This window comes from Salinibacter sp. 10B (assembly GCF_002954405.1).
In the GTDB taxonomy this organism is placed as follows: Bacteria; Bacteroidota; Rhodothermia; order Rhodothermales; family Salinibacteraceae; genus Salinibacter.
Genome location: NZ_MQWC01000004.1, coordinates 2,011,552 through 2,036,757, shown reverse-complemented (window position 1 = coordinate 2,036,757; position 25,206 = coordinate 2,011,552). Strand labels below are relative to the sequence as shown.

At 60.7% G+C, this 25,206-nt stretch carries 25 protein-coding genes and 1 tRNA gene; 6 read left to right on the top strand and 20 right to left on the bottom strand.

Features of this window, described 5'->3' with window-relative positions:
- Positions 1-336: 336 nt before the first annotated feature.
- Positions 337-738 (bottom strand): hypothetical protein, encoded by a 402-nt coding sequence (locus tag BSZ35_RS08585; RefSeq protein ID WP_105013790.1) that lies wholly within the window; start codon positions 736-738, stop codon positions 337-339.
- Between the two features lie 727 nt (positions 739-1,465).
- Here BSZ35_RS08585 and BSZ35_RS08580 point away from each other — a divergent pair.
- Positions 1,466-2,326 (top strand): proline dehydrogenase family protein, encoded by an 861-nt coding sequence (locus BSZ35_RS08580; RefSeq protein ID WP_105012044.1) that lies wholly within the window; start codon positions 1,466-1,468, stop codon positions 2,324-2,326.
- Here the strand turns inward: BSZ35_RS08580 and BSZ35_RS08575 are convergent.
- The 5 genes from BSZ35_RS08575 to BSZ35_RS08555 all read right to left on the bottom strand — a co-directional run bounded on the left by BSZ35_RS08575 (position 2,316) and on the right by BSZ35_RS08555 (position 7,279).
- Positions 2,316-3,317, bottom strand: coding sequence for an aldo/keto reductase (locus BSZ35_RS08575; RefSeq protein ID WP_105012043.1), 1,002 nt, complete (start codon positions 3,315-3,317; stop codon positions 2,316-2,318). The two genes, BSZ35_RS08580 and BSZ35_RS08575, sit on opposite strands and share 11 nt — an antisense overlap.
- 226 nt (positions 3,318-3,543) lie before the next feature.
- Positions 3,544-4,815, bottom strand: a complete 1,272-nt coding sequence (locus tag BSZ35_RS08570; RefSeq protein WP_105012042.1) for a DUF4097 family beta strand repeat-containing protein — start codon at positions 4,813-4,815, stop codon at positions 3,544-3,546.
- 49 nt (positions 4,816-4,864) lie between these two features.
- On the bottom strand, positions 4,865-5,887 hold the full coding sequence (locus BSZ35_RS08565) for a zf-HC2 domain-containing protein (RefSeq protein WP_105012041.1): 1,023 nt from the start codon (positions 5,885-5,887) through the stop codon (positions 4,865-4,867).
- 102 nt (positions 5,888-5,989) lie between these two features.
- Positions 5,990-6,532, bottom strand: coding sequence for an RNA polymerase sigma factor (locus tag BSZ35_RS08560; RefSeq protein ID WP_105012040.1), 543 nt, complete (start codon positions 6,530-6,532; stop codon positions 5,990-5,992).
- A gap of 462 nt (positions 6,533-6,994) precedes the next feature.
- Entirely contained in the window at positions 6,995-7,279 is a 285-nt protein-coding gene (locus tag BSZ35_RS08555) for a hypothetical protein (protein ID WP_105012039.1), read from the bottom strand.
- A 301-nt stretch (positions 7,280-7,580) separates the two neighbouring features.
- Here BSZ35_RS08555 and BSZ35_RS08550 point away from each other — a divergent pair, with 301 nt between their 5' ends.
- A complete protein-coding gene (locus BSZ35_RS08550; RefSeq protein WP_105012038.1) occupies positions 7,581-7,862 on the top strand; it encodes a DUF4290 domain-containing protein in 282 nt (93 codons plus the stop codon).
- A 69-nt stretch (positions 7,863-7,931) separates the two neighbouring features.
- On the opposite strand, the gene ruvC is transcribed toward BSZ35_RS08550, so the two are convergent.
- Both ruvC and BSZ35_RS08540 read right to left on the bottom strand, forming a co-directional pair.
- The gene (gene ruvC / locus BSZ35_RS08545) at positions 7,932-8,465 is read right to left on the bottom strand and encodes a crossover junction endodeoxyribonuclease RuvC (protein ID WP_105012037.1); all 534 of its coding nucleotides are present in this window, start codon (positions 8,463-8,465) and stop codon (positions 7,932-7,934) included.
- Positions 8,466-8,609: 144 nt separating this feature from the next.
- Positions 8,610-9,341: a YebC/PmpR family DNA-binding transcriptional regulator gene (locus BSZ35_RS08540; RefSeq protein WP_105012036.1), complete on the bottom strand. Its 732-nt coding sequence runs from the start codon at positions 9,339-9,341 to the stop codon at positions 8,610-8,612.
- Positions 9,342-9,590: 249 nt separating this feature from the next.
- Between BSZ35_RS08540 and BSZ35_RS08535 the strand changes: the two genes are divergently transcribed.
- Positions 9,591-9,965 (top strand): cupin domain-containing protein, encoded by a 375-nt coding sequence (locus tag BSZ35_RS08535; RefSeq protein ID WP_105012035.1) that lies wholly within the window; start codon positions 9,591-9,593, stop codon positions 9,963-9,965.
- A gap of 50 nt (positions 9,966-10,015) precedes the next feature.
- Here the strand turns inward: BSZ35_RS08535 and BSZ35_RS08530 are convergent, their stop codons facing one another.
- From BSZ35_RS08530 to pheT, 5 genes are all read right to left on the bottom strand, one after another.
- The gene (locus BSZ35_RS08530; RefSeq protein WP_105012034.1) at positions 10,016-11,227 is read right to left on the bottom strand and encodes an FG-GAP repeat protein; all 1,212 of its coding nucleotides are present in this window, start codon (positions 11,225-11,227) and stop codon (positions 10,016-10,018) included.
- A gap of 134 nt (positions 11,228-11,361) precedes the next feature.
- Positions 11,362-13,380 carry an ABC-F family ATP-binding cassette domain-containing protein gene (locus BSZ35_RS08525; protein WP_105012033.1) on the bottom strand — a complete coding sequence of 673 codons (2,019 nt, stop codon included), beginning with the start codon at positions 13,378-13,380 and terminating at the stop codon, positions 11,362-11,364.
- Positions 13,381-13,688: 308 nt separating this feature from the next.
- Positions 13,689-13,994, bottom strand: a complete 306-nt coding sequence (locus BSZ35_RS08520) for a cell division protein ZapA (protein WP_105012032.1) — start codon at positions 13,992-13,994, stop codon at positions 13,689-13,691.
- Positions 13,995-14,127: 133 nt separating this feature from the next.
- On the bottom strand, positions 14,128-14,559 hold the full coding sequence (locus tag BSZ35_RS08515) for a dopamine receptor D4 (RefSeq protein WP_105012031.1): 432 nt from the start codon (positions 14,557-14,559) through the stop codon (positions 14,128-14,130).
- Between the two features lie 312 nt (positions 14,560-14,871).
- A complete protein-coding gene (gene pheT, locus BSZ35_RS08510) occupies positions 14,872-17,355 on the bottom strand; it encodes a phenylalanine--tRNA ligase subunit beta (RefSeq protein ID WP_105012030.1) in 2,484 nt (827 codons plus the stop codon).
- A 99-nt stretch (positions 17,356-17,454) separates the two neighbouring features.
- Here pheT and BSZ35_RS08505 point away from each other — a divergent pair, with 99 nt between their 5' ends.
- Positions 17,455-17,727: a four helix bundle protein gene (locus tag BSZ35_RS08505; protein ID WP_219846616.1), complete on the top strand. Its 273-nt coding sequence runs from the start codon at positions 17,455-17,457 to the stop codon at positions 17,725-17,727.
- A 132-nt stretch (positions 17,728-17,859) separates the two neighbouring features.
- Here BSZ35_RS08505 and pheS read toward each other — a convergent pair whose 3' ends face one another.
- From pheS to BSZ35_RS08470, 7 genes are all read right to left on the bottom strand, one after another.
- On the bottom strand, positions 17,860-18,894 hold the full coding sequence (pheS, locus tag BSZ35_RS08500) for a phenylalanine--tRNA ligase subunit alpha (protein ID WP_105012029.1): 1,035 nt from the start codon (positions 18,892-18,894) through the stop codon (positions 17,860-17,862).
- A 241-nt stretch (positions 18,895-19,135) separates the two neighbouring features.
- Positions 19,136-19,483 (bottom strand): 50S ribosomal protein L20, encoded by a 348-nt coding sequence (gene rplT, locus BSZ35_RS08495; RefSeq protein ID WP_011405508.1) that lies wholly within the window; start codon positions 19,481-19,483, stop codon positions 19,136-19,138.
- Positions 19,484-19,615: 132 nt separating this feature from the next.
- Positions 19,616-19,813: a 50S ribosomal protein L35 gene (gene rpmI / locus BSZ35_RS08490; RefSeq protein ID WP_105012028.1), complete on the bottom strand. Its 198-nt coding sequence runs from the start codon at positions 19,811-19,813 to the stop codon at positions 19,616-19,618.
- 126 nt (positions 19,814-19,939) lie between these two features.
- Complete coding sequence (infC, locus tag BSZ35_RS08485) at positions 19,940-20,458, bottom strand: translation initiation factor IF-3 (RefSeq protein WP_105013789.1); 519 nt, start codon at positions 20,456-20,458, stop codon at positions 19,940-19,942.
- A gap of 164 nt (positions 20,459-20,622) precedes the next feature.
- Positions 20,623-22,596 (bottom strand): threonine--tRNA ligase, encoded by a 1,974-nt coding sequence (thrS, locus tag BSZ35_RS08480; protein ID WP_105012027.1) that lies wholly within the window; start codon positions 22,594-22,596, stop codon positions 20,623-20,625.
- Between the two features lie 106 nt (positions 22,597-22,702).
- Positions 22,703-22,776: transfer RNA gene (locus tag BSZ35_RS08475), tRNA-Val, on the bottom strand.
- 120 nt (positions 22,777-22,896) lie between these two features.
- Positions 22,897-23,739: a hypothetical protein gene (locus tag BSZ35_RS08470; protein ID WP_105012026.1), complete on the bottom strand. Its 843-nt coding sequence runs from the start codon at positions 23,737-23,739 to the stop codon at positions 22,897-22,899.
- Between the two features lie 189 nt (positions 23,740-23,928).
- Between BSZ35_RS08470 and nfi the strand changes: the two genes are divergently transcribed.
- Together nfi and BSZ35_RS08460 are read left to right on the top strand one after the other, a co-directional pair.
- On the top strand, positions 23,929-24,597 hold the full coding sequence (gene nfi / locus BSZ35_RS08465; RefSeq protein ID WP_105012025.1) for a deoxyribonuclease V: 669 nt from the start codon (positions 23,929-23,931) through the stop codon (positions 24,595-24,597).
- Positions 24,598-24,726: 129 nt separating this feature from the next.
- Positions 24,727-25,185 (top strand): GNAT family N-acetyltransferase, encoded by a 459-nt coding sequence (locus BSZ35_RS08460; RefSeq protein ID WP_105012024.1) that lies wholly within the window; start codon positions 24,727-24,729, stop codon positions 25,183-25,185.
- Positions 25,186-25,206 lie beyond the last annotated feature (21 nt).

The following is a 25,206-nucleotide window of genomic DNA, read 5'->3' as shown; positions in this document are numbered from 1 at the left end:
CACGTCCCACTCATTGAGATCCGTTTCTCAAACGACGGGGGACACCAAAAACGGAGATGGACGCCAGTGAACGCGAGGGTACACTTTTGCCGACCCGGACAGCACCGGAACGCTGATCAACTAAATACAGCGACACCAAGGGAGTATCAAGCGCTTCTTTCCACATTCTGTCCACACGCGGCGCAAAATCACCGCTGTTTCTGGATCGTCACGCTCCCGTGAAGGGTGGAACAATAACGGATATATCGTCCAGGGAGGATCCACACAGGACTCTTCGCTCCTCCGTGTGCTCAGCATTCGCTGGACCGATTGCCCCGATTGAGCAGGGCCGATTCGTTACGCGTCGTCTTCGATAATCTCGTCCGGACGTACGTCCCACATCAGCATCGTTTCGATGTCAACGTAGTCCTCTTCGCCGAGGTCGTCGGTGAACCGGTAGTCGCCGTACGTGCTGCGCTCGAACGGAGGAAGAAGCTCCCACTCCGTGCCCTGCCGATCGATGAAGTGCTCCGGAAAAGGATTTTCCTCATCGTAGTTTGGGTGGTAAGAGGCATACGTTTTCCGGGCCTCGTAGAGTGCTGCGCGTCGTGCACCGGCCTTCGTTGAGCTTTCGCCTTCCACACTGAACGGCGAAATCGAAATGCGGGCCGTCACGAATCCATCGTCGTTTTCGTGATAGGTGGGCCGCATGACCTCGAAGTCGCTGGGCTCGGGATAAGCACTACTTTCGTCGGGCATGAGAATCCGGGATGCGTGAAGACAGAACACGGAAGGATAGAGCGCTCCTTCTGAGTAGGAATACATTTACGTCGCTGCATCCTACAGGATTCCGAGGCGTTCCCGCATCCCCTGTCCTCCGTATGGAATTCGTACACGGAACCGCCGGTGAGCGTTCATCTCTTCCACCCGTACCTCCGACCCTCACGAGAATTCCCCCTGCGCTAAATATCCGTTATTGTTCTCGATGAGATTGGACCGGATGTGGATTGTATTGTGGATAACATCTCCAACAATTCTTGGGGTTTGATTCACGTTCCCAATAACAGAGCCAATAGGCCGGAGGTACGCTGATAACCCGGTTCGGCTGCCTCATGGCTGTATTTCCGTTATTTCAAACCGCTGGAAAAAGGCGTTAGTCTGTTGTGGATAAGTGGCTCATTCTTCGTTGACTGGCCGGGCTTCGACGCGGGATGCGCATCTGGCTTTTCTGATTAATTTCCGTTAGTTCCGGAAATTGGGTCGCCGTTCGGGGATTCAGCGCGATCCATTTGGGAGACGCCGGATGTGTCGGTAAGGGCTTGCGAAGACGAGACACCAGCGTGTGAACGGGCGACCCGCGGGGCATCCCCCTGGGTCAATCCCCGCCATTCTAAGCCGAAACGAAACGTAAATTGGTCAACATCTTCGCGTGCTGGATGTTGACGTGGTTGGTAGCGCTTTCACTCACGTCGATCTCTTTTCTGGCATGAAGCTTCCATTTTTCCTCGCCAGTCGGTTTGTGGCTGGCGAAACGCTCGATGCAGCTCTTCCGGTTCTCGACGAACTCAACTCGGACGGATTACACGTTGCCCTTGATAAACTCGGGGAGCACGTCTACGACCGTGAGGTTGCCGAAGCGGCTCGGGATACGTATATCGATCTCGTGCATACCCTCGCTGATCGAACGAACAACGATCTGCGCAACCGTATCTCCATCAAACTCTCCATGATGGGGCAGCTCATCGACGAGGATTTTTGTCTCGACAATCTCCGGCAGCTGTTGGAAGTGGCTGCCCGGAACGACATTTTCGTGCGGCTGGACATGGAAGGAAGTGACCTCACGGAGTCCACGCTCGACCTGTTTGAAGCGGCCTACGACGACTTCCCCAACCACGTGGGGCCCGTTCTTCAAGCCATGCTCCGTCGCACGGATCGCGACATCGATCGCATGTGCGAACTCGGGGCCAGCGTGCGCCTCTGCAAGGGCGCATACGCGGAGCCGAAGGCCATTGCCTTTCAGGATATGAGTCGGATTCGAGAGCGGTATGTGGACTACATGGAGCGACTGCTTCAGCACACCGAGTACTCCGGCATCGCCACGCACGACGACCAGATCATTGACGCTACGAAGTCGTTCGCCGATCGCAACGACATTGAGCCGGAGACCTTCGAGTTTCAGATGCTCTACGGCCTCCGGCGGGAGACGCAGCGAGAGATGGTCGAGGACGGGTACAACATGATGGTGTACGTTCCCTACGGCACGGAGTGGTTTCCGTACTTCTCGCGGCGCCTTCGGGAGAAGAAGGAAAACGTGTGGTTCGTGTTGAAGGCGCTCTTCAAGTCGTAGCCTCGTTCCGGACCGGCGGGGCCATAAAGTCAGGCGCCGGGAACGCGTCGACGGTCTCGTCGAGGATCCGGTCGATCTCGTCCAGGTCCTCGTCGGTGAGTGACCAGTCGTCTATGCCATCGACCGGATCGAGCTGAGCGGGCTCCCGGGCGCCCCAGAGGGCAACGTTCACCCCTTGATCCAGAATCCAGCGCACCGCGAGGTGGATCACCCGGCGCCCATAGTGCTCCTGCGCGAATTGGTCGAGCCGGTCCACGGCCGTGAGGTACTGGTCGAACAGCGGCTCCTGAAACTTCGGATCCGTCTGCCGCAGGTCGTCCCCCTCGAACGAGCGATCCTTCGACATCGTGCCGCTCAGCAGTCCGCGGCAGAGGGCGCCGTACGTGAGGAGCCCGATGTCTTCTTGCAGGCAGTAGGGAAGGACGCCGTCCTCGGCGTGCCGCTCGAAGAGGTTGTACGGGGGTTGGCAGGTGGCCAGAGGGGCCGCCCGGCGAAAGGTGTCCATCTGGGACGGAGAAAAGTTGCTTACCCCGATGGCACGGATCAGCCCCTCGTCTCGAAGTTCGCGGAGGACTCGTGCCGCTTCGTCTACCGGCACGAGCGGGTCGGGCCAGTGCACTTGGTAGAGGTCGATGTAGTCCGTTTGCAGTCGCTCCAGGGAGTCGGTGATCTCGGTACGGATGCGTTCGGGGGTCGCGCGCCGCACGACGGATCCGTCCTCGTCCCAGTCGAGGGCCACTTTTGTCGCCAGCACCACGTCTTCGCGCTGGCCGTACTGGCTGAGGGCCTTCCCCACGATCTCTTCGGATCGCCCGAAGCCGTAGACCGGTGCGGTGTCGATCAGATTGATGCCGCGGTCGAGGGCAGAGAGAATTGTGTCGATGGACTGGCGCTCGTCGGTGCCGCCCCACTGCCATCCCCCGATGGCCCAGGTGCCGAGGCCAACGCGCGAGACATCTTGATCGAGGGCGGGCAGGGAGGTCGTTTCCACGGTGGAAGAGGCGGTTTGAAAATAGAAGGCGAAGGAGCACAGAATAGACGCCTAGATCCGTCGGTCGTTCAGAACCGGCCCGCGCTTTAACGACATCCTCGCTCACATCCCCTGCCTCCTTCTGGTTTTTCGAGTACAAAAGTCTTCATGACTCGTCTCTCATGACGAACTGCCCTGAAAATTACTGTGCTGGGGCGTCCAGCACAGTGCGACGGGGAAAGATCCATCAGGAGTCACTCGTCCAAATGTGAATACTGCCCCCACTGGTTTCGAGCTCAATAGTGGGGCCGCCACCGTTCATTTGCCCAGTGGCCCGCAGCGGTTCTCCGTCGCCCCCTTCACGCGTGAGGGGCACGTCGCTCCGGATTTCGTCCCTGCCGATGCCACCGTATCCCTCCACCTTGGCTCGAATCGTTGCGGGGAGACCGGAGGACAGCGTGACTTCAATGTCGCCGTGAGAGGTTTGCAAGCGCAGGGCGGGGTTGGCTGCATATTCTGCGGCGGTACTTTTCACCACCACGTCCCCGACGGAGGTCTTTGCCGTGATGCTGGCCTGCACGTTTCGGAACTCAATATCGCCGGCCGAGGTCCGGGCATCAACAGCTACGTGGAGCCCTCGACCAATGATGTCCCCCCCGGAGGTTTTAACGACCACGCGTCCCCCGATGTCTTCAAGCTCGATGTCACCACCCGACGTTTTGGCCTCCACTGTCTGTGTCACACCGCGTACAATGATGTCTCCGCCGGACGTTCGAGCCGTCAGTCCCCCCTCGACTCCGTCAACGTGAATTGAGCCGCCCGCCGTTTCGGCCGAGACGCTGTCGTCCACGCTTTCGATCCGAATGGAGCCCCCGGCCGTTCGCACGTTCGCTGGACCGGTGACCGTCGTCACCTCTACAGAGCCGCCGGCCGTTTCCCCCTGGACGCGGCCGTCAATGTCGCGGAGGGTGAGCGACCCACCCGCCGTCCGCACCTGCACATTCCCAGTGATGCGCTCGGTGGTGACGGAGCCGCCCGCGGTTTGGCCCTGTATCTCGCCCTCCAGGTTCGAGATCGAGAGGGATCCGCCGCTCGTTTGGAGCTTTGTGCTGAATTGGCGCGGCACCTGCACGACGTAGGTGTACTGCACGTCGTCGCTGGCATTGCCCCACCAGCTCCAGTCGTTGCCATTGCCCTCAGGGCCACGAATCCGCACGGTGCCGTTCGTGACGTCGTAGCTCGTTGGGTATTCCTCGAGAAACTCGTTTGCTTCTGAGCGAGAGGCATCGTCAAACCGGATGGTCTCTTCCACGACGACCTCGCTGCGGTCGCCGCCCGTGACGGTGATGCTGCCGTTGCGAGCCTGGAGGTCGAGTGTGCCGCCGGGCTCGACGGCGAACGTCTTGTTGATGGTAGCGGTAACGCCGCCGCTCGTTGATTCAATCTGCTGGGCCGGAGCGGACACCGGCAGGATGAGTAGGAGTGCGAACAAGAATGCAAAACGGGATCGGAGCGTCATGGGGATATCGGGTTGAGTGAAAAAAAATACGTCCCCCGGGTAGAGGGAATCAGTTTTCCAGAGATGAGCGGTTGAAGGAGGGAACCTCTTGAAGCGCGGCCCGGGCCTGATAGCGCAGGTACGCGTTTGAGTCGTCTCGTACCGGATACAGGAGGCTCGGCTCAGGCATCGACGATGTGGCCCTGAGCGTCTGCAGCGCCTCTACGCGAAGTGCCTCCGACGCGCTCGTATCAAGCAGTAGGTTGACGAGGACGCTGCGGGTATCAGTGGTCATCGACGTGTCTCGGTATAGGGCGCGAAGTGACCGCAGCGCGCGGAGTTGCAGGTTTGGGTTTTGTTCTTTGCGAACCAGATACGTAAGGGCCTGCACCAGATCCTCGTCGGGGGCGATTGAGGACCGTTCGACCGTCTTCATCGCGTGGAGTTGCGACGCCGGATTGTTGTTGTCGAGGAGGGCTGCTCGCAGCAGGCGCCGGATCGTAGGGTCGGTGGGGCGGCCGCGGACGGTAATACGGTTGGTGGTGCGGTACCGGATGGCCACGGTGCCTTCCTGGACGTCGAACGTGATGTCGTTGATGCCGCGCAGAATTGGTTGCGCCGTCTCGTAGGGGGGACTGGTTGGTTCCGTGATCGGGCGGAGATTGAGAATGGAGGACGGAGCTTCGTCGGCCGTTTGCGACCGTGCACCGGGAGACACCCGGAGTCCTCCCCACAGTCCCACGGCGAGCACGACGAGGGCCACCGCTCCCTGGAAGGCCCATTGCCCACGCGTTTGTGGCAGAAGCACAGGGAGCGAGTGCCACCACACCCGCAGCCGGTCGATCGGCGTTTGTTCGCGTTTGGCCCGTCGTTCCTCTAGACGCCGACAGTAGCTGTCCCAGTACGCTTCCGGCAGCTCTGTCCGCTCGCGTTGGGCCATCACGTCGAGGGTGTCCTGCAGCTCGGCAAACTCCTGTGCACACGCCTCACAGTCGTCCAGGTGCGTTTCCAGTCGGCGTTGGTCCTCCGGCTCAATTTCGCCGTAGAGGGCCTCTACCATCAGATCACTATACCTTTGATGATGCTCACTCATGACGTGAAAAGGGCGTTTCGTCGGTCTGCCCGGTCTCAAACGCGATGGGATGGGCGTATGGGGGGGGCGTTCTCGCGTTCTGTTGTGGTTGTAGGGCCACGCTCATAACTGGTCACGATAAAAGGCCAGCTCATCGCGGAGCTTGCGAGTGGCGCGATAGAGCAGGCTTTTCACCGTGCCCGTCGCTACGTCCATCGACGCTGCGACATCCTTGATGCGCAGATCGTGTTCGTGTTTAAGCACGAAGGCACTTCGCTCACGGGGGGAGAGCACCTCCAGCGCCGCCTCAATGTGATCCTGCATCTGACGTCGTTCGGCACGCTCGCCCGTTGTGGGCGGGGCGCCGACCCCGTCGCTCGTCCGCTCAAAATCGTCTTGAAGCGTCGTTGCTTGTTGGGTCCGTCCCCGCGTGCGATTCAGGTACGTGTTCACCGCGATCCGGTACAGCCACGTAAACGGCTTGGCGTCTCCGCGATACGAATCGAGAGACTCGCAGGCCTTGATCAACACCTCTTGTGAGAGGTCCTCAGCGTCGTGGTGATTGCCGGTAAGGTCGAGCGCAAGGGCATAGATCCGCCGATGGTAGCGGTCGACCAACTCTTCGGCGCTCAGTGACGACGAGGGAGCAGTGGGAGCGTCGGGCACGCGTCAGCAAGGCGTCCAGGAGAAACGGGAAGGCGAATCAGGGGGACCCAGTTGGCATCCCTCTGTTTCTCACCCGGGTCGGACACGGGACGGGCGGAAAGGGTTTACACGGAAACGACCCTTCACACGTGTAGATTTGGTGAAGCGTGAGGCGTACATCCGAAGATCAGTTGCGCGAGGGGCGTCCTCGGACGAGAGAGAAATGCCCAAACTGGCAGAAAAAACGCCGCTAGTGGTCAGTCAAGTTGAAGCGGTCGGATACCGAAATGAACACGCTGTGTTGAATACGCCATTCTGCGGCCTGAATACAGTCTGCCGGCCATTGTTCTCCCCGACATGGAAAACGTGACGCACCACTAATGGTCAGTCAAACTGAGGGGGACGGGTGCTGAACACGGCATTCAGCAGTCTGAGTACAGTCCACAGGCCAGTGTTCTATCCGACAGAATCCATGACGTACCACTAGAGCTCTGCCATTTTCTCGTTGGGAATGCGGATGAGGTAGCGCTGCTCAATAATTTCCTCATGCACGTCGAAGTGGCCGGTGCCCCGAAAATCCACAGCAATGTCGGAGCCGTTCACGCGCTTCACTTCGCCGATGCCATAGTACGAGGGCTTCGGGCCATAGTAGACCAGTTGTCCCTTTTCGAGACGTCCCTTCCGTAGGGCATCCCGGTGGAAAGCGGGGACTTCTGGGAGCACTTCCAGTCGGTACGAACTGGAGCGTTGGCTGGAGGACGTGCTCATAGAACTGCGACAAATCTAATTCCTGCTGCAATCATCAATACGACCGAGACGTCTCCGAGTTCGTGGACCTGTGGGGTCATCAACGAGCACCTCTGCGTTCGTACGTCCCGATGGGGAAGGATGCCATGCAAGCTACAAGTTTCAGGGGGGCGGGTCAAGATGGAAGGGGCGACGAGGGGAGGACGATCCACACAGATTTGGAAATCGGAACCGCGGACAGTGGGCAACTCCACCGCAGTGTGCGCGTTAATAGTGCTTTCCCACCGTCATTCGCTATTTTTTTGATCTTCCGTTTTCCCTCATGCGGTACGATTCCCGAATGGTTGATCGTCAGATCGGCCGAAACGCCGAACTCTTTGCCCAGTCTATTGCCGAGATCGACTCGAAGGAGGAGCGCTATCCCTACCTCCGGATTCTCGTCAGCCTCATCGAGCAGGCACATCCGGAGTGGCAACAATCGCCCCACAAGGCCGAGCAGATGGCCCGCCTAGCGGATGAACTCAGTGAAGGTGGCCTCGACGTCGAGGAGGTGAAAGAGGTGATCAATGTCCGCGATCGCGAGCGCGGCTATCACCGAAACTGAGCAGTGTCGAATTGCGAGGTTCGAGTGTCGAATGAGAGCGTCCGTTCATTCTTCGACACTCGCAACTCGTCATTCCGAGATGCGGTCGGGATTTGCCTCGACGAAGCTTGCCCAGCCGGTGTACGAATCGGAATCGCCGTGAGCGTCCCGGTTGTTGTGGCAGAGGGCCGTTGCGAGGGCATCGGCGGCGTCGTGCGTGAGGGCGTCTGCCTCTAGGTCAAGAATCGACGCCACCATGAAACGGACCTGCTTTTTGGAGGCATTTCCGTTGCCGGTCACGGACTTCTTTATTTCTTTCGGGGTGTACTGAGATACGGGCATGTCTGCATTGAGGCCCGCCATCATGGCGGCCGCCTGCGCTCGGCCCAGCTTAAGCATCGACTGTGGGTTTTGGCCGTAGACGGGCATTTCGATTGAAAGTGCCTCGGGGGCATACTCCGAGATGACTGCTGTGAGCCGGTCGTAGATCTCCTTTAGCCGCTGGGGGTGGTCGCTGGTATTGTCAAGTCGGATGACGTCCGTTGCGATAAGGGTTTCGTCCGTGCTGCTCACGATGCCGTAGCCGGTGGCTCGGGAGCCGGGGTCGATGCCAAGAATGCGCATTCGGATTTTGGAATGTGAAGTGGGGATTTGGGACTTCGTTTCCGGATTCGCTCAAGTGTCTTTTCTTCCACGCGTCCAAGCGTCCGTGCCTGCCTTCGGTCCGCGTCCGCCGGCGCACGGCAGAGAGCCTCTACCGAAAGGGCGCTATTCCCGATTAGTCGCCTCAAGCGTCGTATAAACGGCCTCTGTGTCCCTGTGGTCGTCAATCTTGTCAATGAGAGTCTGAACCTCCTCGCGTTCATCCGGATCAAGAGCGACGGTTGTGGTGGGAAGACGCACAAGCTCTGATTCACCGATTTCGATTCCCGCGTCGTCCAGTGCCGTCTCTACGTCGGAAAAGGCGTCTACAGGTGTCGTGACCACGAAGGCGTCTGTTGTCTCGTTCAGGTCCTCCGCACCGGCCTCGACCGCGGTTTCGAAGAGGGACATCTCGTCGGTCGCGTCGGTGGGAATCTCAATTCGGCCCTTTCGTTCGAACAGGTAGGCCACCGACCCATCTTTGCCCAGGTTGCCTCCGTGATCACTGAACAGGTTCCGGAGGTCTTTGACGGTGCGGTTGATGTTGTCCGTTCGCGCCTCCACGAAGACGGCCACGCCGTGCGGCGCGTAGCCCTCGTAGGTCACAGACGTCACTTCCTCGCCCTCCAGTTCGCCGGTGCCGCGCTTAATGGCCCGTTCGATTGTGTCCTTGGCCATGTCTTCCTCCTTGGCCCGCTCGATGGCCTGGGCGAGAGCCACGTTCGCGTCCGGGTCGCCCCCGCTCTCGCGGGCCGCCGTCTCAATCTCCTGCGACAATTTCGCCCAGATCTTCGACTGGCGCTTGTCCTGCTTCTGCTTCTTGCGCTTGACCTTCGCCCACTTGCGCGTGCCGGACATGGGAGTGTATTCGTTTTGAGAGGGGACTCAAGTATCTATAACGCGAAGCGGGGAGGATTGATTGCAGAAACTGGTGTGGAATGGGGATGGCCTCTGGATCCGGGTGAGCAGGCTGGGGGGCTCCTATTACAGGGGAGAGCGCTGTACGATTACGAGAGGGCACGCTGTAAGATCGCGGCTGTAGAGGGGTGGCGTGGTAGCCTCACACAGCAGCAATGCCATAATTTTACGCTATTACGGAGGACGATTATGCGTGCATCGAAAAGTGAACTACCGATTTTGCTGGAAGCGGGCGACGCGACGGTGCGAGGGGTGGATTGGGACGACATGCGAGTGGCTGTGGTGACTGTGCCCGCCGGCACGGATTTTGGCCCATTGCTAAAGGGGCAGCCCAATGACCTGTGTCCATCGCCGCATTGGGGCTACGTCGTAAAAGGACGCCTGAAGATCCAGTATGCGGACGAGGAGGAGACGCTTCGAGCAGGCGATGTATTTTATCTGCCGGCCGGACACACGGGGGTTGCTGTGGAAGAGACCGAATTCCTCGAAGTCTCTCCCCCACACAAACACCAACGCTTTATTGACGGGGCGCATCGGAATTTAGAAGCACAAGCGCAGGCATAGCGTCCTCCGGTGTTGGGGGCACACGGCCCGATATCAGAAGAGACGCACGGTCAGTGAAGCTGGACAATATATACTGATCCGGGGCCTTCCGGGGGAACCGAGCTCACGAGAGCCGTTGCGTTGTGGAGATCCAGGGCCGCCCCGAAGTCCACCTGCCCGATGTCGAGAATGGAGCGCTGCCTCCAGTTTTGTCCTCCGCGTCGTCGGAAGACGTACACGACACGGTCGATGTTGAAGTCCTTATTGAGCTGTTCGCCGTAACCCGTCACGAGTGCCCATGAGCGTTCCAGGGCCACGGCGGTGCCGAATGCGCCGGAGTCGTAGGGAAGGGAGGGGCGGAGCGTTTCCGTCTTCCGCCACCCCTGGTTGCGTCGGTGAGTAAAAATCGTGGCCTGTCCCGATTCTTCGGGGCCGGCTCGGTCCTCGCCGACGAGAAGGACCGAGCCGTACAGCTCGAGCTCAATAAAAAAGGCATCGATGTCAGTCAGGTGGGCCGACGGGGCCCATGTTTGGGCTTCCGGATTGCGACGGAAGACGTAGACGGTCCCGGGAGAGTCGTCGAAGTACGTAGAGGCCGCCACGGCGACCCGGTTTCCGTGAAGGGACACCCCCCGTCCCAGCACTCCTGGCGTTTCATCGGAGGGGGCTGTCAGCCGGGCCGATTGGGTCCATTTCTCGGTGGCTGCGTCGTAGTTGTATACGTACACGGCCCCATGCCCTCCACTGTCCGGATTGCCGGACGTGCTCACGACGGCGCGGTCATCGTCCAGGTCAATGTCGGCTGCAAAAGAGCCGTCAGAGCGGTTGGGCGGCCCCGTGAAGCGGGCTGTCTGCGTCCACGTCCCCGTCGAGGTACGGGTAAACATGTAGGCTGCATTGCTGCCCGTTTCGGCAAACAGTTCGCCCGAGGAGGCACTCACGAGCAAGCGATGCCCACTCAGCGCCACTTGCTCCCCGAAGAATGCGTTCGCGCGACAAGTACGAGGCGTGAGGCGAGCAACACCGTTCCATTCGTCAAACTGGGGGCCGACCTCACGCTCGTATATATACACGGCGCCTGCATTTGGGCCGCACCGTTCCTCGCCACTTGCCCCCACTACCGCAATCGAGTCGCCGAGCGCGACAGAGACGCCGAATGACCCCGCATGCGCAGTGTCCGGACGGGGCAACTCGTCGATCTGGGCGTACCCGAGAGAAGGAAAAGCACCAATCAGCAGCCCAATTTCGAGCAGAACGACGAGACGGAGTCCCCACACGCTCATTTAAGATCTGCAGTGTGTACGAAGGACCGCGATGGGAGAAGGGGTGAGGGATACTTCTCGGGGGAGATGCAGTTCAGGGGCAAGTCTAGCTCTGCTCCGTCCGCTACCGAAGGAGCATTGCGTCGGGCGTTGCTCTATTCGTCTTCCAGTGCCATGACGTGTTCGGTGAGGGCCTCCCAGGTTTCGTAGAGGGACGAGAGCTCCTTCTTGAGGGCATTGTATTCATCAGAGAGCTCGCGGGCCCGGGCTCCTTCCCCTTCGTAGGCGTCCGGATCGGCCATCTTGGTTTCCAGCTCTTCCTGTCGCTCCTCGATCTCCATAATCTCCTCCTCGGTCTCTTCCAGCTTCCGCTTGAGCTGGTACGAATTGAGGCCGGCAAACCGGCCGTCCGAGGGAGGAGCCGATGAGGAGGACGAGGACGACGAGGATTGATCGCTATGATCGCGTCCGTTCTGGGAGGGGGAGGCGTCGGGGGCGAATTCTTCCGGGTCGGAGGAGGCAGACGTGGTGCCTTCGAGCGGACGGGCCGACCCCTCCTCCACCTGCCAGCGAAAGTCCGAGTAGTTGCCGAGGAAGGTGCGCACCGTCCCGCCGCCAATGCGCCACACCTTTTCGGCTACGGCGTCGAGCACGTGACGGTCGTGACTCACGAGGACGAAGGTGCCTTCGTACTGCTGCAGCGCCTCGATGAGTACCTCTTTCGACTGGATGTCGAGGTGATTGGTCGGCTCATCGAGAATGAGAAAATTGGCGGTGGAGAGGAGCGTGCGGGCGAGGGCCACCCGGCTTTTTTCGCCCCCAGAGAGGACGCTTACGGACTTGAACGCGTCTTCGCCGGTGAAGAGGAACGTGCCGAGTAGATTGCGAAGCTCGGTTTTGGGGCGGTCCGGCGCGGCTTCGCGGACGGCGTCGAACACCGTCTGATCGGCGTCCAGCATGTCGGCCTGGTGCTGGGCGTAAAACGACAGATTGACCTTGTGGCCGAGGTCGCGCTCTCCTTCGAACGGCTCCACGCCGCGTAGAATGCGGGCGAGCGTCGATTTCCCAGCCCCGTTCGGCCCAACCATCGCGATCTTGTCGCCGCGCTCGATGGTAAGTGGGCCCGCGTTCGTGAACACAGGCTCCGGCCCGGTTTCGGTCTCGTAGGTTTTACTGAACGGGGAGAGCTCGAGCACCACGCGACCGGAGCGGGGCGGGTCGGGGAAGCGGAAGTGGATCTCCGGCTCGTCGTCGGGCGGCGGGGGGATCCGGTCCATCTTCTCCAGCTTCTTGATCCGGCTCTGTACCTGGCTGGCCCGGGAGGCGTTGTAGCGAAACTTGGAGATAAACTCCTCAATCTCCTTGATCCGCTTCTGTTGATTCTCGTACTCGTTTTGCCAGCGGGCGTATCGTTCCTCGCGTGCCTTCAGGTAATGGGAATAGTTGCCGTCGTAGTGAAGCAGGCGCCCTCGCGTGATTTCGGCGGTGGCCGTTACCATGCGGTCCAAGACGTAGCGGTCGTGGCTCACCAGAATCACCGTTCCGGGATAGCCCTCCAGGTAGCCCTCCAGCCAGTCGATGCTCTCGATGTCGAGGTGGTTGGTGGGCTCGTCGAGCAGCAGGATGTCGGGCTCGCGGAGGAGAAGGCGGGCCAGGGCTGCGCGCATGCGCCAGCCGCCGGAGAACGTGTGGAGGGGACGGTCTAACTCGTCGGGATCGAAGCCGAGGCCGGTGAGGGTCGCTTCGGTGCGGGGACGGATGCGCTGGGAGTCGTGCTTGTTGAGCTGTTCCTGCACCCGGTTCAGCTGGTTGAGCAGCTTCGTGTGCTCGCGGCTCTCGTGATCCGTCTCCTCCAGTTTGGCGGTGATGCGCTTTTCTTTTTCTTCCAGCGCCAACACCTCCTCAAACGCCCGGAGGGCTTCATCCCGCACCGTTCGGTCTTCCGGCAGTTCCTGCACATCCTGTTCCAGGTAGCCCACCGATACGCCCTCCTGCGTGACGCGCCCACTGTCCGGGGTCATGCGCCCGGCGATGAGCTTGAGGAGGGTCGTTTTTCCGGCCCCATTCGGTCCCACGAGCCCAATCCGGTGCTCTTCAGGCGTAATGGTCCACGACAGGTCGTCGAAGAGCGTCTCACTCCCGAATTTGACCGAAACGTCGTCGAGTTTGATCATGGTTGCTTCAACTGTACGCAATAGTCCCCGAGCGACCTGCCAGCGGTCCCGCCCCGATTGCCGAGCCGATACATCTTGGGGATGGGAGGGTGGGCGTGCGTTTGGGAGGAACGGGCAGGGGCAAGGAGGTATCCACGGTTCGCAGAAGCGAACGTTGCACTACCTCCGGTTCAAAGACCGCAAAGAATCAGGGGTTGGGCTCCACGAACGCCCAAACATCCATACCCACACACTCACATACGCCGCGACGCAAGGACAAATCTGCTCCGTTCCGTTGAGACTCCCCGGTGTGGAAGCAGATCCAAAAATCAGTCGTCCTCTATCACAGAACCGAGCCGGTCAGACAACTGGTCGAGCTCATCGTTCAAGGCCTCCGTGCCCCCGGCCTGTTCCTCCTTCAGCGTATGCAAATCCTCGGCCAAGGCCAAGGCCGTGATCACTGCCGTCGTGAGCTCAGCTTGTTCTGGGTGTTGGTCCCGAAATTGCTCCATGCGGGCGTTGACGAACGAGGCAACCTCTCGGGTAAACGCTTCGTCTTCTTCCTGCACGCGCAGAGCATACTCTCGTCCCAGGATGTGGACGCGGATGGATTTGGTTTGAGAGGAGTCGGCCATACCGATGCGTGAAGAGGTTTATGGAATCCGTCTCTGCTCACGGGTGAATGCGATTCTCGACATCCGAGCAAACTGAATGAGGGTCGGTTTCACGGATCGGCACATCGCACAAACGGACACCCGGCAGGGCCGCTTACGCGTCGGGAGAATCGTCAGAAGGGGGGGCAGACGGATCGTCGTCGGCCGCTTTTGGGTCGTCGTCGGTCGGAGTCGTTTCCAGGAACGTATCGATGGCGTCGATAAAGTCGGTAATTTGGGCCCGGAGCTCGTCGGGGTCATCGTCCAGGGCCACCACTGTATCGTTCTCCGGAAAGGTGGGGCGCGCTTCCAGTTCTTCCACGCGCTGCTGCAGTTCTCGATTCTTGGCACGCAGCCGTTCGATCGTCTCGACGGCGTCTTGTACCCGTCGATGGAGGCGCTGAAGAGTGTCTCGGTGTTCCGCCGGAAGGTGAGACATGTCCATGGACTCGTCTGTCCCAGACCGGTCCGTGTGCTCCGAAGAAATCGACGCCGGTACGGGAGGGGCGGGGTCGGACTCTGGAAGGGACGGGGACGAGTCGTTCATGATGAATCTGCGGGACACCGATCGGCCTGAAGAAACGAGCCTCTCTGCGGTACGAGGAGGAGGGGAATGTCTTCTCCTTCGTCGAGCACCGACGGTTGGTTCAAGTGTAACTTTAAAAGTGATGCATGAGGTACGATAGGGAACAGGGGGCGGCAACTCAAGGAGAGAATGAGGATTCTGCCCGTCGCTCTTGGATTTTCCCCATCGGGCCCTTCTGGAGAAGGCAGCTCATCCAAAGAGCCACATCACTAGCAGGAGAATGGCGATGACGTAGAAAGGATACTTCCAGCGTTCTGTCATGGGAGGCGCCGGTCATTGTCGAAGGGTGGCGTCGTGGGCACGGGCAAGCGCATCCGTGATGGCGTCGATTTGCTCATCGACTTCCTCGTCGGTCAGCGTGCGATCGGCGCCGAAGCGAAGGGTAAATGCGACGCTCTTTGCGTCGTCATCAATGCCTTCGCCCTGGTACACATCGAATACGTCGACACGGCGGAGGAGGTTGCCGCCGGTCTCCCGGATGGTGGCTTGCATCGGCCCCACGGGCTGGTCGGCGGGCACGAGAATCGCGAGGTCACGGTCCACGACCGGAAAGCGGTTCACCGGGGCGTAGGTACGGTGGCGGCCGGTTGTGGCCCGGTCGGCGAGAGATCCCCAGTGAAACTCGGCCACGAAGACCGGATGGTCCTCCAAGTCGAAGTCGGCCGCTACGTCGTCCTGGACCTGGGCCACAGTGCCGAGCGGCGTGTCGCCAGCCGTCACGTCGATTTGGTGCGTCGTGATAGACGAAGAGTCCGAGCCCGTACGCGGCGTGAGGGACACGTCCGGCACCCGCAGATCGTCGAACAACGTCTCCACAAGCCCCTTGAGGTCGAAGATGTCGGAGTCGCGCGGGTCGGTGTCCCAGCCGATGGGGGCGTGCGGCCCGCTCATGGCGAGAAGAAGGGCCGGATGCTCGGCGTAGCCCGGTACGATCGGATCCTCGTGTTCTTGTGCCCGGCGGTAGACATGACCGAACTCGAAGAGTCGAAGCGCACTCTGTCCGTGGTTTCGGTTGTGCTGCATCACTTCGAGGGCGCCGGGGAGGAGGCGAGGCCGAAGCGCCGCCATTTCTTCCGAGATCGGATTTTTCGTTTTTACGACCGGGGCCTTTTGGCTTCCGGCAGGGGGGACGTTGAACCGCTCGGCGCGGTCGGTCCGCAGCATGCTGTTCGTGTAGATCTCGCGGTAGCCGCGTCCGCGCAGCAGCTCGCGGGTCTTTCGCTCCAGCACTTCCTCGGGCCGCTGGTCGGGCGTGCGGCTGGGGACGGGCACGCGCTCCGGTTCCGGAATTTGGTCGTAGCCGTGGAGACGCGCCACCTCTTCGATCAGATCCTCCTCGATCGACACGTCGGGCCGCCACGTCGGCACGGTGCAGTGGAGGGCGTCCTCCTTCTCGTCAATCTCAAAGCCAATCGCGTCGAGGAGACGAACGGCCTCGTCCGTTGGCACATCCAGCCCCAGCACGGTACGGAGCCGGTCCGGGCGCAGGTTGACGGTTGTGGGTGACGATGGATTGGGATGCGCGTCGACCATGCCGGGCACGATGGTTCCGTCCCCGAGCTCGGCGATGAGCTGCGCTGCGCGGGCGGCGGCCCATACCTGCCCGTCGCGGTCCACGCCGCGCTCGAAGCGGTAGGAGGAGTCGGTCTGTACGTCGAGCGCCTTCGCCGTCTTTCGGATGCTGGATGGGTCGAAGTAGGCGCTCTCAATGAGCACGTCGGTCGTCTCCGTCGTCACCTCCGAGTTGGCGCCGCCCATCACGCCCGCGACGGCCACGGGCTTCTCGGCGTCGCAGATGAGGAGGGTATCCTCGGGCAAGGCGCGCTCCTGGTCATCAAGCGTCGTGAAGTCGGTTTCGCCGTCGGTGCGGCGGACGACGATCGTGTCGTCGGCCAGCTGGGCGCGGTCGAAGGCGTGGAGCGGCTGGCCGCACTCGTGGAGGACGAAGTTGGTAACGTCGACGACGTGGTTGCGTGGCTGTAGGCCGATGGCGGAGAGGCGCCGTCGGAGCCAGAGGGGGGACTGCTGCACTTCTACATCCCGCACGAGCATGGCGACGTATCGCGGGCAGCCCTGTTCGTCCTCGATGTGTACCGTCACTTCGTCGGCCACTCTGCCGCCGGGAGCGGGCGGGTCTACTTCGGGATACTCAAGGGACGACTCGGCGAGGGCCGCTACGTCGCGTGCCACCCCAAGGTGGCTGGCCGCGTCCGGGCGGTTGGGGGTCAGTTCGATGTCGAGAATAGCGTCGTCGGGCGTGACGTCATGGGCTGCCAGGTAGTCGGCGAGGGGACGCCCGACCTCGGCGTTTTCGTCCAGCACCATGATGCCGGAGTGGTCGTCGGAGAGGCCAAGCTCGTCCTCCGCGCAGATCATGCCGTTCGATTCTTCGCCGCGCATCTCCCGGGCCTCCACCGTGATCTCTTGGCGCTCCTCCGGATTGTCGGGGTCGGGGAGGGAAAGGGTGGTTCCGACGGTGGCGACGGGGGCTTTTTGGCCGGCCGCCACGTTGGGGGCACCACAAGCAATCTGGACGGGGGCGCCGTTGCCCAGGTCTACGTCGCAGAGGACGAGACGGTCGGCGTTCGGGTGCTCACGCACGTCCTCAATCTTGCCTACGACCACCCCGTCGAGGTGCTGCCCAATTGGCTCAACGGTCTCCACTTCCAGCCCGGCCATGGTCAGCCGCTCGGCCAGAGCATCGGGATCCCAGTCATGATTGACGTACCGTTCGAGCCAGCGATAACTAAGCTGCATTTTCGAATTTCGAGTTTCGAGTGGCGAATGTCGTTATGCGTGTGAGGCCTTCGTGTCTACCACATAGCCTCTCTATTGTCTTTGCCTGCACGATTTCTCATGCCAGATCTTCGAGATCGCACCAAGCGGTTTGCTCTCAACGTGATCCACCTCTGCAAATCATTGCCCAACACAGCGGAGTGTCGCATCATTCGACGGCAGCTTCTCCGATCCGCAACGTCGGTTGGGGCAAATTATCGAGCCGCCTGTCACGCCCGATCCCGCAAGGACTTCATTGCAAAGCTTGCGCTTGTGGAAGAGGAGGCCGACGAATCCCAGTTCTGGCTCGAGCTGCTCAACGAATTGGGGGAAGGAGGAAAAGAGTCCGTCTAGCAGTTACAGGAAGAAGCTCACGAACTCGTATCGATTATCGTTGCCTCAAAGAAAACCGCTCGGAAGCAGAAGTAACTGCTTGACGAGTGGTCCTTCTCCAATTCGAAAGTTGACACTCGCAATTCGCAATTGTCAGAATTGATCGAGGAACCGAACGTCGTTCTCGTAGAAGATGCGGATGTCGTCGATGCCGTGGCGGAGCATGGCCATTCGCTCCACGCCCATGCCCACGGCGTAGCCGGTGTATTGCTCTGAGTCGACGCCAACGGAATCGAACACGTTGGGGTGCACCATGCCGCAGCCGAGAATTTCCATCCACTGCCCGCCGTCGTCGGACTCCTCGTCCTCCCACCACACGTCCACCTCGGCGCTCGGCTCCGTGAAAGGGAAGTAGCTGGGGCGGAAGCGGAGCGTCACGTCTTCCCCGAAGAGAGCGCGCGCGAGGCTATAGAGCGCCTGTTTGAGCTGGGCCATCGTCACGTTCTCGTCCACGTACAGCAGTTCCACCTGGTGGAAGAGGCAGTAGGACTTGTACGAGATTGCCTCATTGCGGTACACGCGCCCGGGCACCGCGACCCGAATCGGGGGAGGATCCTCCTGCATGATGCGGATTTGGCCCGGGGACGTATGGGTGCGGAGAACGGTCGGGGTGTCGCCGGAGGGGGCATCGCGGGACGACGTGTCGGTCTCGTCCTGCAGGAAAAACGTGTCCTGCATGTCGCGCGCCGGGTGGTCGGGGGGAAAGTTGAGGGCCGTAAAGTTGTGCCAGTCCGTTTCGATTTCGGGGCCCTCGTACGTCGAGAAGCCAAGTCCACGCAGGATGCGGAGAATCTCCTCCATCGTCTGCGTGAGCGGATGCGTGGAGCCCCGAAAATTGCGACGTCCCGGCAGCGTGAGATCGATGTCGGGCCCGCCCGACTGCTCTTCTCGTTGGAGACGAGCCTTTGCCTCGTCGAGCCGTTCTTGGGCAAAAGACTTCAGTGCGTTGACGCGCTTCCCGAACTCGGGACGGTCTTCAGGGGGCAGGTCGCTAATCTGATCGAAGAGCTCCGTGATGGCGCCCTGGTTGCGGCCGAGGTACTTGATCCGGAAGGCTTCGGCGTCGTCTTCGCTTTCAATGGTCTCCGCGTCGATCTGCTCGCGAAGCGCGTCGATCTCGTCGGGCATGGGCAGGGGAACGAATCAAAAGTGTGCGAGGAGGTGCGAAGTGGAGGGGCGGGGCGAACGCCAGCCTAAACCAAACAAGAAAGTCCCGCCAGGCCTGCGGAGCCGGGACGGGACTTCGTATCACTGGCAATGTCAGCGATCAACGTTCAGATCCCTGCGGGCTCCGTGGGCCCGACTACGTGAAAGGACCCAAACGTCAGAAACGACAACAACATCACCGCAAGAGTAAAGGGGCCTGAGGTTACTCCATCACGTGATCCACGATCTGCTCAAACGCATCGGGGTCGTGCACGGCGAGGTCGGCCAGCACCTTCCGGTTCATGTCGAGGTCGGACTTGCGGTACTGTCCCATGAACTGGGAGTAGCTGACGTCGTGTTGGCGTGTGGCCGCGTTGATGCGGGTGATCCACAGACGCCGGAACCGACGCTTCTTCTGGCGTCGATCACGGTAGGCGTACTGCAGTCCCTTCTCGACCGCGTGCTTCGCCACTTTGTAGACTTTGCTCCGACGGCCCCAGTAGCCCTTCGCCTTGTTCAAGATTTTCTTGCGACGACGACGGGTGGCCGGCTTGTTCGTTGCGCGCGGCATAATGAAACGTGCGTTGGATTCGCAGACTCGGAATAAATAAACGTAGAACACGGGCGGCAAGGCCTTCAACCTGCCGCCCGCGAAAACTGGAGAAACACCACGTGCATACCGTGTGGAGATCCCAAATGCTGTCTACGTGGACAGCATTCGCTTGATGCGCTTCTCGTTCGCCTTGTCGTCAATGACGACGCTTTTGCGAAGCTGACGCTTGCGCTTCGAATTCTTCTTGGTCAACAGGTGTCCCTTGTTGGCCTTTTTGCGCTTGATCTTGCCGTTTGCGGTTTTCTTGAAGCGCTTCTTCGCGCCGCTGTGGGACTTCATCTTAGGCATGACAATCAACACCCCGAAGGGATTTGTGCGAGAGCACGGACAATCGGAAATTCGTGTATGAGGACCCCCGGGGCACGTTCCCGTATCGGGAGTCCTTCACGGGGAACGCACCCCAGAACCAGAGGGCTACTTGTTCTTGTGCGGTGCCAGAATGGTCGTCATCCGGCGGCCTTCCATCTGAGGGGGCTGGTCGATACGGGCAATGTCTTGGAGCCGCTCAATGAGCCGACGGAGCAGATCCATGCCCTGGTCTTTGTACACAATGTCTCGCCCGCGGAACTGCACGTAGGCCTTCACTTTGTTGCCGTCTTCCAAAAACTCGCGAGCGTGGTCCGCCTTGAAGTTGAAGTCGTGCTGCTCGGTCCGGGGCCGGAAGCGAAGCTCCTTCATTTCCATGGACTTCGACTTCTTCCGGCGCCGCTTCTCTTCCTTTTGCTTCTCGTAGCGGTACTTGCCGTAGTCCAGGATCTTGCAGACGGGCGGATCGGCGTCCGGGGCGATCTCGACGAGATCGAGCTCGTGGTCGCGGGCGCGTTCTAGCGCCTCTTCGACGGGCACGACATCGTGGTCGCCGTCCGGCTCTACGACTCGAACCTCATCGGCCCGAATACTCTCATTTACGCGAAGTTTGTCGACGTCAGCGATAGCGGTGTATGGGGTTGTTGAGTGAAGAGCACGATCACATGCACGGACTGGCCTGTGCGAAGTACACAGGACCAAGCCAGGGACTCAGTTCACACGCAAGTCCCCCTGTGAGGTTTCAGTAAAGAACGACTTACCAGAATGTTCGGAGAGTCGCAAAGACAGAATCATTCGAGGCGGGGGGCAAACTCGGGGCCATACTGGTCGAGGAAGGCCTCCAGCGACAGGGTGTCCTGCTGCCCGTCGCCGTGGGCACGGACGGACACTGTGCCGTCTTCTTCCTCGCGCCCCCCCACAACCAGCATATACGGAATCTTTTGGGTTTCGGCCTGTCGAATCTTGTAGCCCACGGTCTCGTCGTCGGTGTCGACGTTTACGCGCACGTCGGCCTGCCGGAGCTGCTGGGCCACGCGTTGCGCGTAGTCGTTGAAGTCGTCGCTCACCGGAATGACCTGGGCCTGCACCGGCGCGAGCCACGTCGGGAAGTCCCCGCCGCAGTGTTCAATGAGCACACCGATGAAGCGCTCAAGCGATCCGAACGGAGCGCGGTGAATCATGACGGGCCGCTTTCGCTCGTCATTTTCATCAACGTAGGTAAGCTCGAACCGCTCCGGCAGATTGTAGTCGACCTGGATGGTGCCGAGCTGCCACTCCCGCCCCAGTGCATCTTCGACCATAAAGTCGAGCTTCGGGCCGTAAAAGGCGGCTTCCCCGATCTCCTCGCGGGCATCGAGATCCGTCTCGGCCACGGCATCGCGGATGGCCTGCTCGGCCCGGTTCCAGAGCTCGTCTCGGCCCACGTACTTGTCTTTGTCAGCCGGGTCGCGAAGCGAGATCTGGGCCTCAAACTCTTCGAAGTCAAGGGCATTGAGCACCTTCAGCGTGAGGTTGATGACCTCGATGAATTCGTCCTTGACCTGCTCCGGGGTGCAGAAGATGTGGGCGTCGTCCTGGGTGAAGCCGCGCACTCGCGTGAGGCCGCCCAACTCGCCGGTCTGCTCGTGGCGATAGACCGTTCCGAACTCCGCCAGCCGCACCGGGAGGTCCCGGTACGAGTGCATGTCATTCTGGTAGATCTTGACGTGGTGCGGGCAGTTCATCGGCTTGAGGAGGTAGCCGTCCTCCTCACCGTCTTCGCCGCCCTCGTCGAAGATCATTGGCGGGAACTGGTCCTCCTTGTAGTACGGATAGTGCCCGCTGGTTCGGTAGAGGTCAAGCCGTCCGATGTGCGGGGTGGTCACCGGCTTGTAGCCTTGCTTGATCTGTTCCTCCTGCAGCGTCTCGCGGAGGGTTTGGCGCAGTGTGGTGCCCTTCGGCAACCACATCGGCAGGCCGGGTCCCACCTGCTCGGTGTCGAACGTGAAGAGGTTGAGTTCCTTGCCCAGCTTCCGGTGATCCCGTTCCTTTGCCAAGCGGCGCTTTTCCAGGAAGTCCTCCAGCATCTTCTGCTTCGGAAAGCTCACGCCGTAGATGCGGGTGAGCTGCGGGTTCGTCTCGTCGCCGCGCCAGTACGCCCCGGCGACGGACAGCAGTTTCGGGGCTTTGATGCGACCGGTTGAGGGAATGTGTGGGCCGCGGCAGAGGTCGGTAAACGCCCCTTGCTCGTAGAAGGAAATCTCCCCTTCCTCCAGCTCCTCAATCAGCTCCAGCTTGTATTCGTTGCCGGCATCCTGGTAGTAGTCAATGGCGTCGTCCTTCGAGACCTCATGCCGCTCGTATTCCACGTCGCGACGAGCGAGCTCCAGCATCTTTTCCTCGATCTCTTCCAGCTCGTCGGACGAAAGGGTCTGGTCGCCCAGGTCCACGTCGTAGTAGAAGCCCTGATCGATGGGCGGACCGATGGTGAACTTTACGTCCGGATAGAGCTCCTGGAGCGCCTCGGCCATGAGGTGGGCGGAGGAGTGCCAGAAGGTCTCCTTGCCCTCCTCGTCGTCCCACGTCAGGATGGCAATCTCGGCGTCCTCCGTAATCGGACGGGAAAGATCCCAGACCTCTCCATTCACCTTGATGGCAAGAGCATCCCGCGCCAGCCCCGCGCCGATGCTTTCAGCAATCTCCAGTCCCGTCGTCCCGACCGAATATTCACGCTCAGAGCCATCGGGAAGGGTGATCGTAATGGTCTTTTCGTCAACGTCGGGCATGGGAACCAGAAGGGGAGATTCGTACGCGCGAAGGCCGGACAAGGCCGGACCGATAACAAAAAAGCCGCCTCATCCCGAAGGCCTTCGGGACGGAGAGCGGCAACGGTGGGTCCAAGTGGACTCGAACCACTGACCTCTACGATGTCAACGTAGCGCTCTAACCAGCTGAGCTATGGACCCGAGGTCGGAGTCGGATCTCGAACTCCGTACGGGATTTTGTATTTATGCCCACAGCGCGATCAGGATTCCGATCTAACTCGATTCACGGAAACTTTTGTGAGTGCGTCCGAAACGGGGAGGTTACGGAGTGTCGCGTTCCCGGCGACGTGGGTGCAGGTCGGAGCTTGAAGAGGAGGCGTCCTGTTGGGGCTGTTCCAACCGATGCTGGGACGATGGGTCCATTGGAGAGGACGGAGCCGTCGATGAAGACTCGACCAGGACGCGCTCCAGTTGGTCGGCGAGGGTTTTCAGGGAGCGGAGTTGAGACTGGCGCCAGGCCCGGATCCCGGCATAGGCGGTCGGGGCGGCAACCGAAAACGCGATCACGCCTCCGACGAGGGCCCAGAGCCAAGAGGCCATCGTTCCGCCCACAATGGAGGCCGCCACGATAGCACACGCGAGGCCGATGCCGATCGCATTTAGGAGGGGGGTGCCGTCGGTGGACGTCCGCTTGGCGAGGCGGAGCTGAGTTTGCTCTCCGCTGGGGCGCAGCGAGACGCGCAGTTCCCGCGTGTTGCCGAGACGATGGTGTGTCCATTCGTGCGTATTTCCAATCGTGTCGGTCGTACTCCACTCAAACGGAGAGCTCACGGACCACCCCTGCGGGACGCCGGTGCGATGCCGGAGCTCGCTCAATACCGCCGTCCACGCATCGTCCGACACTGGGCGGTCGATTCGGCGCTCGACAAAAAGGTGCGAATCGTTGACGTCCGTCGACGCGTGCGTAGTCTTTGGCCGAGACAACTCGCGAGCAGCCTGGCGGACGTGGCGCGGGTCGAGGCCTGCGCTTTCGGCAGCCTGCTCCACCTCCTGAAGTGTGAGCCCTGGGGGCGACGACGCGTCGTCCGACGCTGCCTGCAGCTCGGCAGCTCGCGCGAGTAGCTTCTGGATTTCGTCCTCGTTGAATGTGGCGTCGGGATCCATCAATCGAGCAGACCTGGACAAGGGACGGATGGGCAAAAGACGAGTCCTCGGTCTTTTCTCCTTATCAAATGCACATTTCAGCTCGAAAGGTCCAGGGGGCACGTCTGGCATTGTCGGCGGCGGGCTTGCTTTTTGGTCATCCGCGCAGTTTCATTCGGAACGAACTGCTCGTCAGATCTCCCCTCGATCATGCATGTCGACCTGCAAGACGACCACGACTGGGATGTCTCACCGGACGAGGCAAAGAAGATTCAGGAGCGGTTAACCCCCGAGGTTGTCGAAGGTCCCCTTCCGGCGGACGTCGAGACCGTGGCGGGGATCGACGTGAGCATCCGCGACGATACGGCGCAGGCCGCGATTTCGGTGCTTGCACTGCCGGAAATGGAGCGGGTGGACGAGGCGGTGCATCGGTGCGATGTGCCCTTTCCGTACGTGCCGGGCCTGCTCAGCTTTCGCGAGACGCCGCCCGTGCTTCCGGCCCTGGAGCAACTCTCCGTAACGCCCGATGTGTTGATGACGGATAGCCACGGGTTGGCCCACCCGCGCCGTTTCGGCTTTGCGTGCCACCTCGGCGTCCTTCTCGATCATCCCACGTTCGGCGTCGCGAAGTCGATTCTGGTCGGCGAGCCGGAGGGCACGCTCGGCACGGAGAAGGGGAGTCGGGTACCGCTGGAGGACAAGGGGGAGACGGTCGGCGCAGTGCTCCGCACGCGGACCGACGTGAACCCCGTCTACGTGAGTGTGGGGCACCGCATCACGTTGGACGATGCGGTGTCGGTCACTCTCGCCTGCAGCCCGCGCTATAAAATTCCGGAGCCCACCCGGCAGGCGCACAAGTTAAGCCGCAAGCAGAAGTAGTGTCCCACTGTCCCACGGGCTGCTGTAGAAGAATACACTGCACGCCCCCGAACTCTTTACCGTTTAACGTTGAACATTTACGGATTGAAGAAGGCTGTTTCGTCAGAGTTATTATCTTCCCCTAAACTGATGGCAGACAAAATCATCATCCGACGTGCCACGCGTGAAGACGCCGACACCATCGCCCACTTCAACCGGCAAATGGCGGAGGAGACGGAGGGCAAATCCCTTGATCGAGAGACTGTGCGAAACGGGGTACAGGCCCTATTCGCTGATCCGAGCCGCGGGTTTTATCTTGTGGCCGTGCGGGACGAACGAATCGTTGGATCCTTAATGATCACGACCGAGTGGAGCGACTGGCGCAACGGCACGTTCTGGTGGATTCAGAGCGTATACGTGCGGCCCGAGGCACGACGGAGCGGGGTTTATAGGGCCCTGCATCGGGCGGTGCGGCGACAGGCGCGAGATGTGGAGGAGGTGTGTGGACTCCGCCTCTACGTGGAACGGGGCAATGAAGCGGCACGGGAGACGTACGAGGCGATGGGAATGACGGAAACCTCGTACCGCATGTACGAAGAGATGCTATAGGCTCCCGCCCGGTTCGTCAAA

Bases quoted from the DNA above. Each gene is read 5' to 3' on its own strand.
- BSZ35_RS08585 (WP_105013790.1), bottom strand. From the start codon at position 738: ATGCCCGACGAAAGTAGTGCTTATCCCGAGCCCAGCGACTTCGAGGTC.
- BSZ35_RS08580 (WP_105012044.1), top strand. From the start codon at position 1,466: ATGAAGCTTCCATTTTTCCTCGCCAGTCGGTTTGTGGCTGGCGAAACG.
- BSZ35_RS08570 (WP_105012042.1), bottom strand. From the start codon at position 4,815: ATGACGCTCCGATCCCGTTTTGCATTCTTGTTCGCACTCCTACTCATC.
- BSZ35_RS08565 (WP_105012041.1), bottom strand. From the start codon at position 5,887: ATGAGTGAGCATCATCAAAGGTATAGTGATCTGATGGTAGAGGCCCTC.
- BSZ35_RS08555 (WP_105012039.1), bottom strand. From the start codon at position 7,279: ATGAGCACGTCCTCCAGCCAACGCTCCAGTTCGTACCGACTGGAAGTG.
- BSZ35_RS08550 (WP_105012038.1), top strand. From the start codon at position 7,581: ATGCGGTACGATTCCCGAATGGTTGATCGTCAGATCGGCCGAAACGCC.
- ruvC (WP_105012037.1), bottom strand. From the start codon at position 8,465: ATGCGCATTCTTGGCATCGACCCCGGCTCCCGAGCCACCGGCTACGGC.
- BSZ35_RS08540 (WP_105012036.1), bottom strand. From the start codon at position 9,341: ATGTCCGGCACGCGCAAGTGGGCGAAGGTCAAGCGCAAGAAGCAGAAG.
- BSZ35_RS08535 (WP_105012035.1), top strand. From the start codon at position 9,591: ATGCGTGCATCGAAAAGTGAACTACCGATTTTGCTGGAAGCGGGCGAC.
- BSZ35_RS08530 (WP_105012034.1), bottom strand. From the start codon at position 11,227: ATGAGCGTGTGGGGACTCCGTCTCGTCGTTCTGCTCGAAATTGGGCTG.
- BSZ35_RS08525 (WP_105012033.1), bottom strand. From the start codon at position 13,380: ATGATCAAACTCGACGACGTTTCGGTCAAATTCGGGAGTGAGACGCTC.
- BSZ35_RS08520 (WP_105012032.1), bottom strand. From the start codon at position 13,994: ATGGCCGACTCCTCTCAAACCAAATCCATCCGCGTCCACATCCTGGGA.
- BSZ35_RS08515 (WP_105012031.1), bottom strand. From the start codon at position 14,559: ATGAACGACTCGTCCCCGTCCCTTCCAGAGTCCGACCCCGCCCCTCCC.
- pheT (WP_105012030.1), bottom strand. From the start codon at position 17,355: ATGCAGCTTAGTTATCGCTGGCTCGAACGGTACGTCAATCATGACTGG.
- BSZ35_RS08505 (WP_219846616.1), top strand. From the start codon at position 17,455: ATGCCAGATCTTCGAGATCGCACCAAGCGGTTTGCTCTCAACGTGATC.
- pheS (WP_105012029.1), bottom strand. From the start codon at position 18,894: ATGCCCGACGAGATCGACGCGCTTCGCGAGCAGATCGACGCGGAGACC.
- rplT (WP_011405508.1), bottom strand. From the start codon at position 19,483: ATGCCGCGCGCAACGAACAAGCCGGCCACCCGTCGTCGTCGCAAGAAA.
- rpmI (WP_105012028.1), bottom strand. From the start codon at position 19,813: ATGCCTAAGATGAAGTCCCACAGCGGCGCGAAGAAGCGCTTCAAGAAA.
- thrS (WP_105012027.1), bottom strand. From the start codon at position 22,596: ATGCCCGACGTTGACGAAAAGACCATTACGATCACCCTTCCCGATGGC.
- BSZ35_RS08470 (WP_105012026.1), bottom strand. From the start codon at position 23,739: ATGGATCCCGACGCCACATTCAACGAGGACGAAATCCAGAAGCTACTC.
- nfi (WP_105012025.1), top strand. From the start codon at position 23,929: ATGCATGTCGACCTGCAAGACGACCACGACTGGGATGTCTCACCGGAC.
- BSZ35_RS08460 (WP_105012024.1), top strand. From the start codon at position 24,727: ATGGCAGACAAAATCATCATCCGACGTGCCACGCGTGAAGACGCCGAC.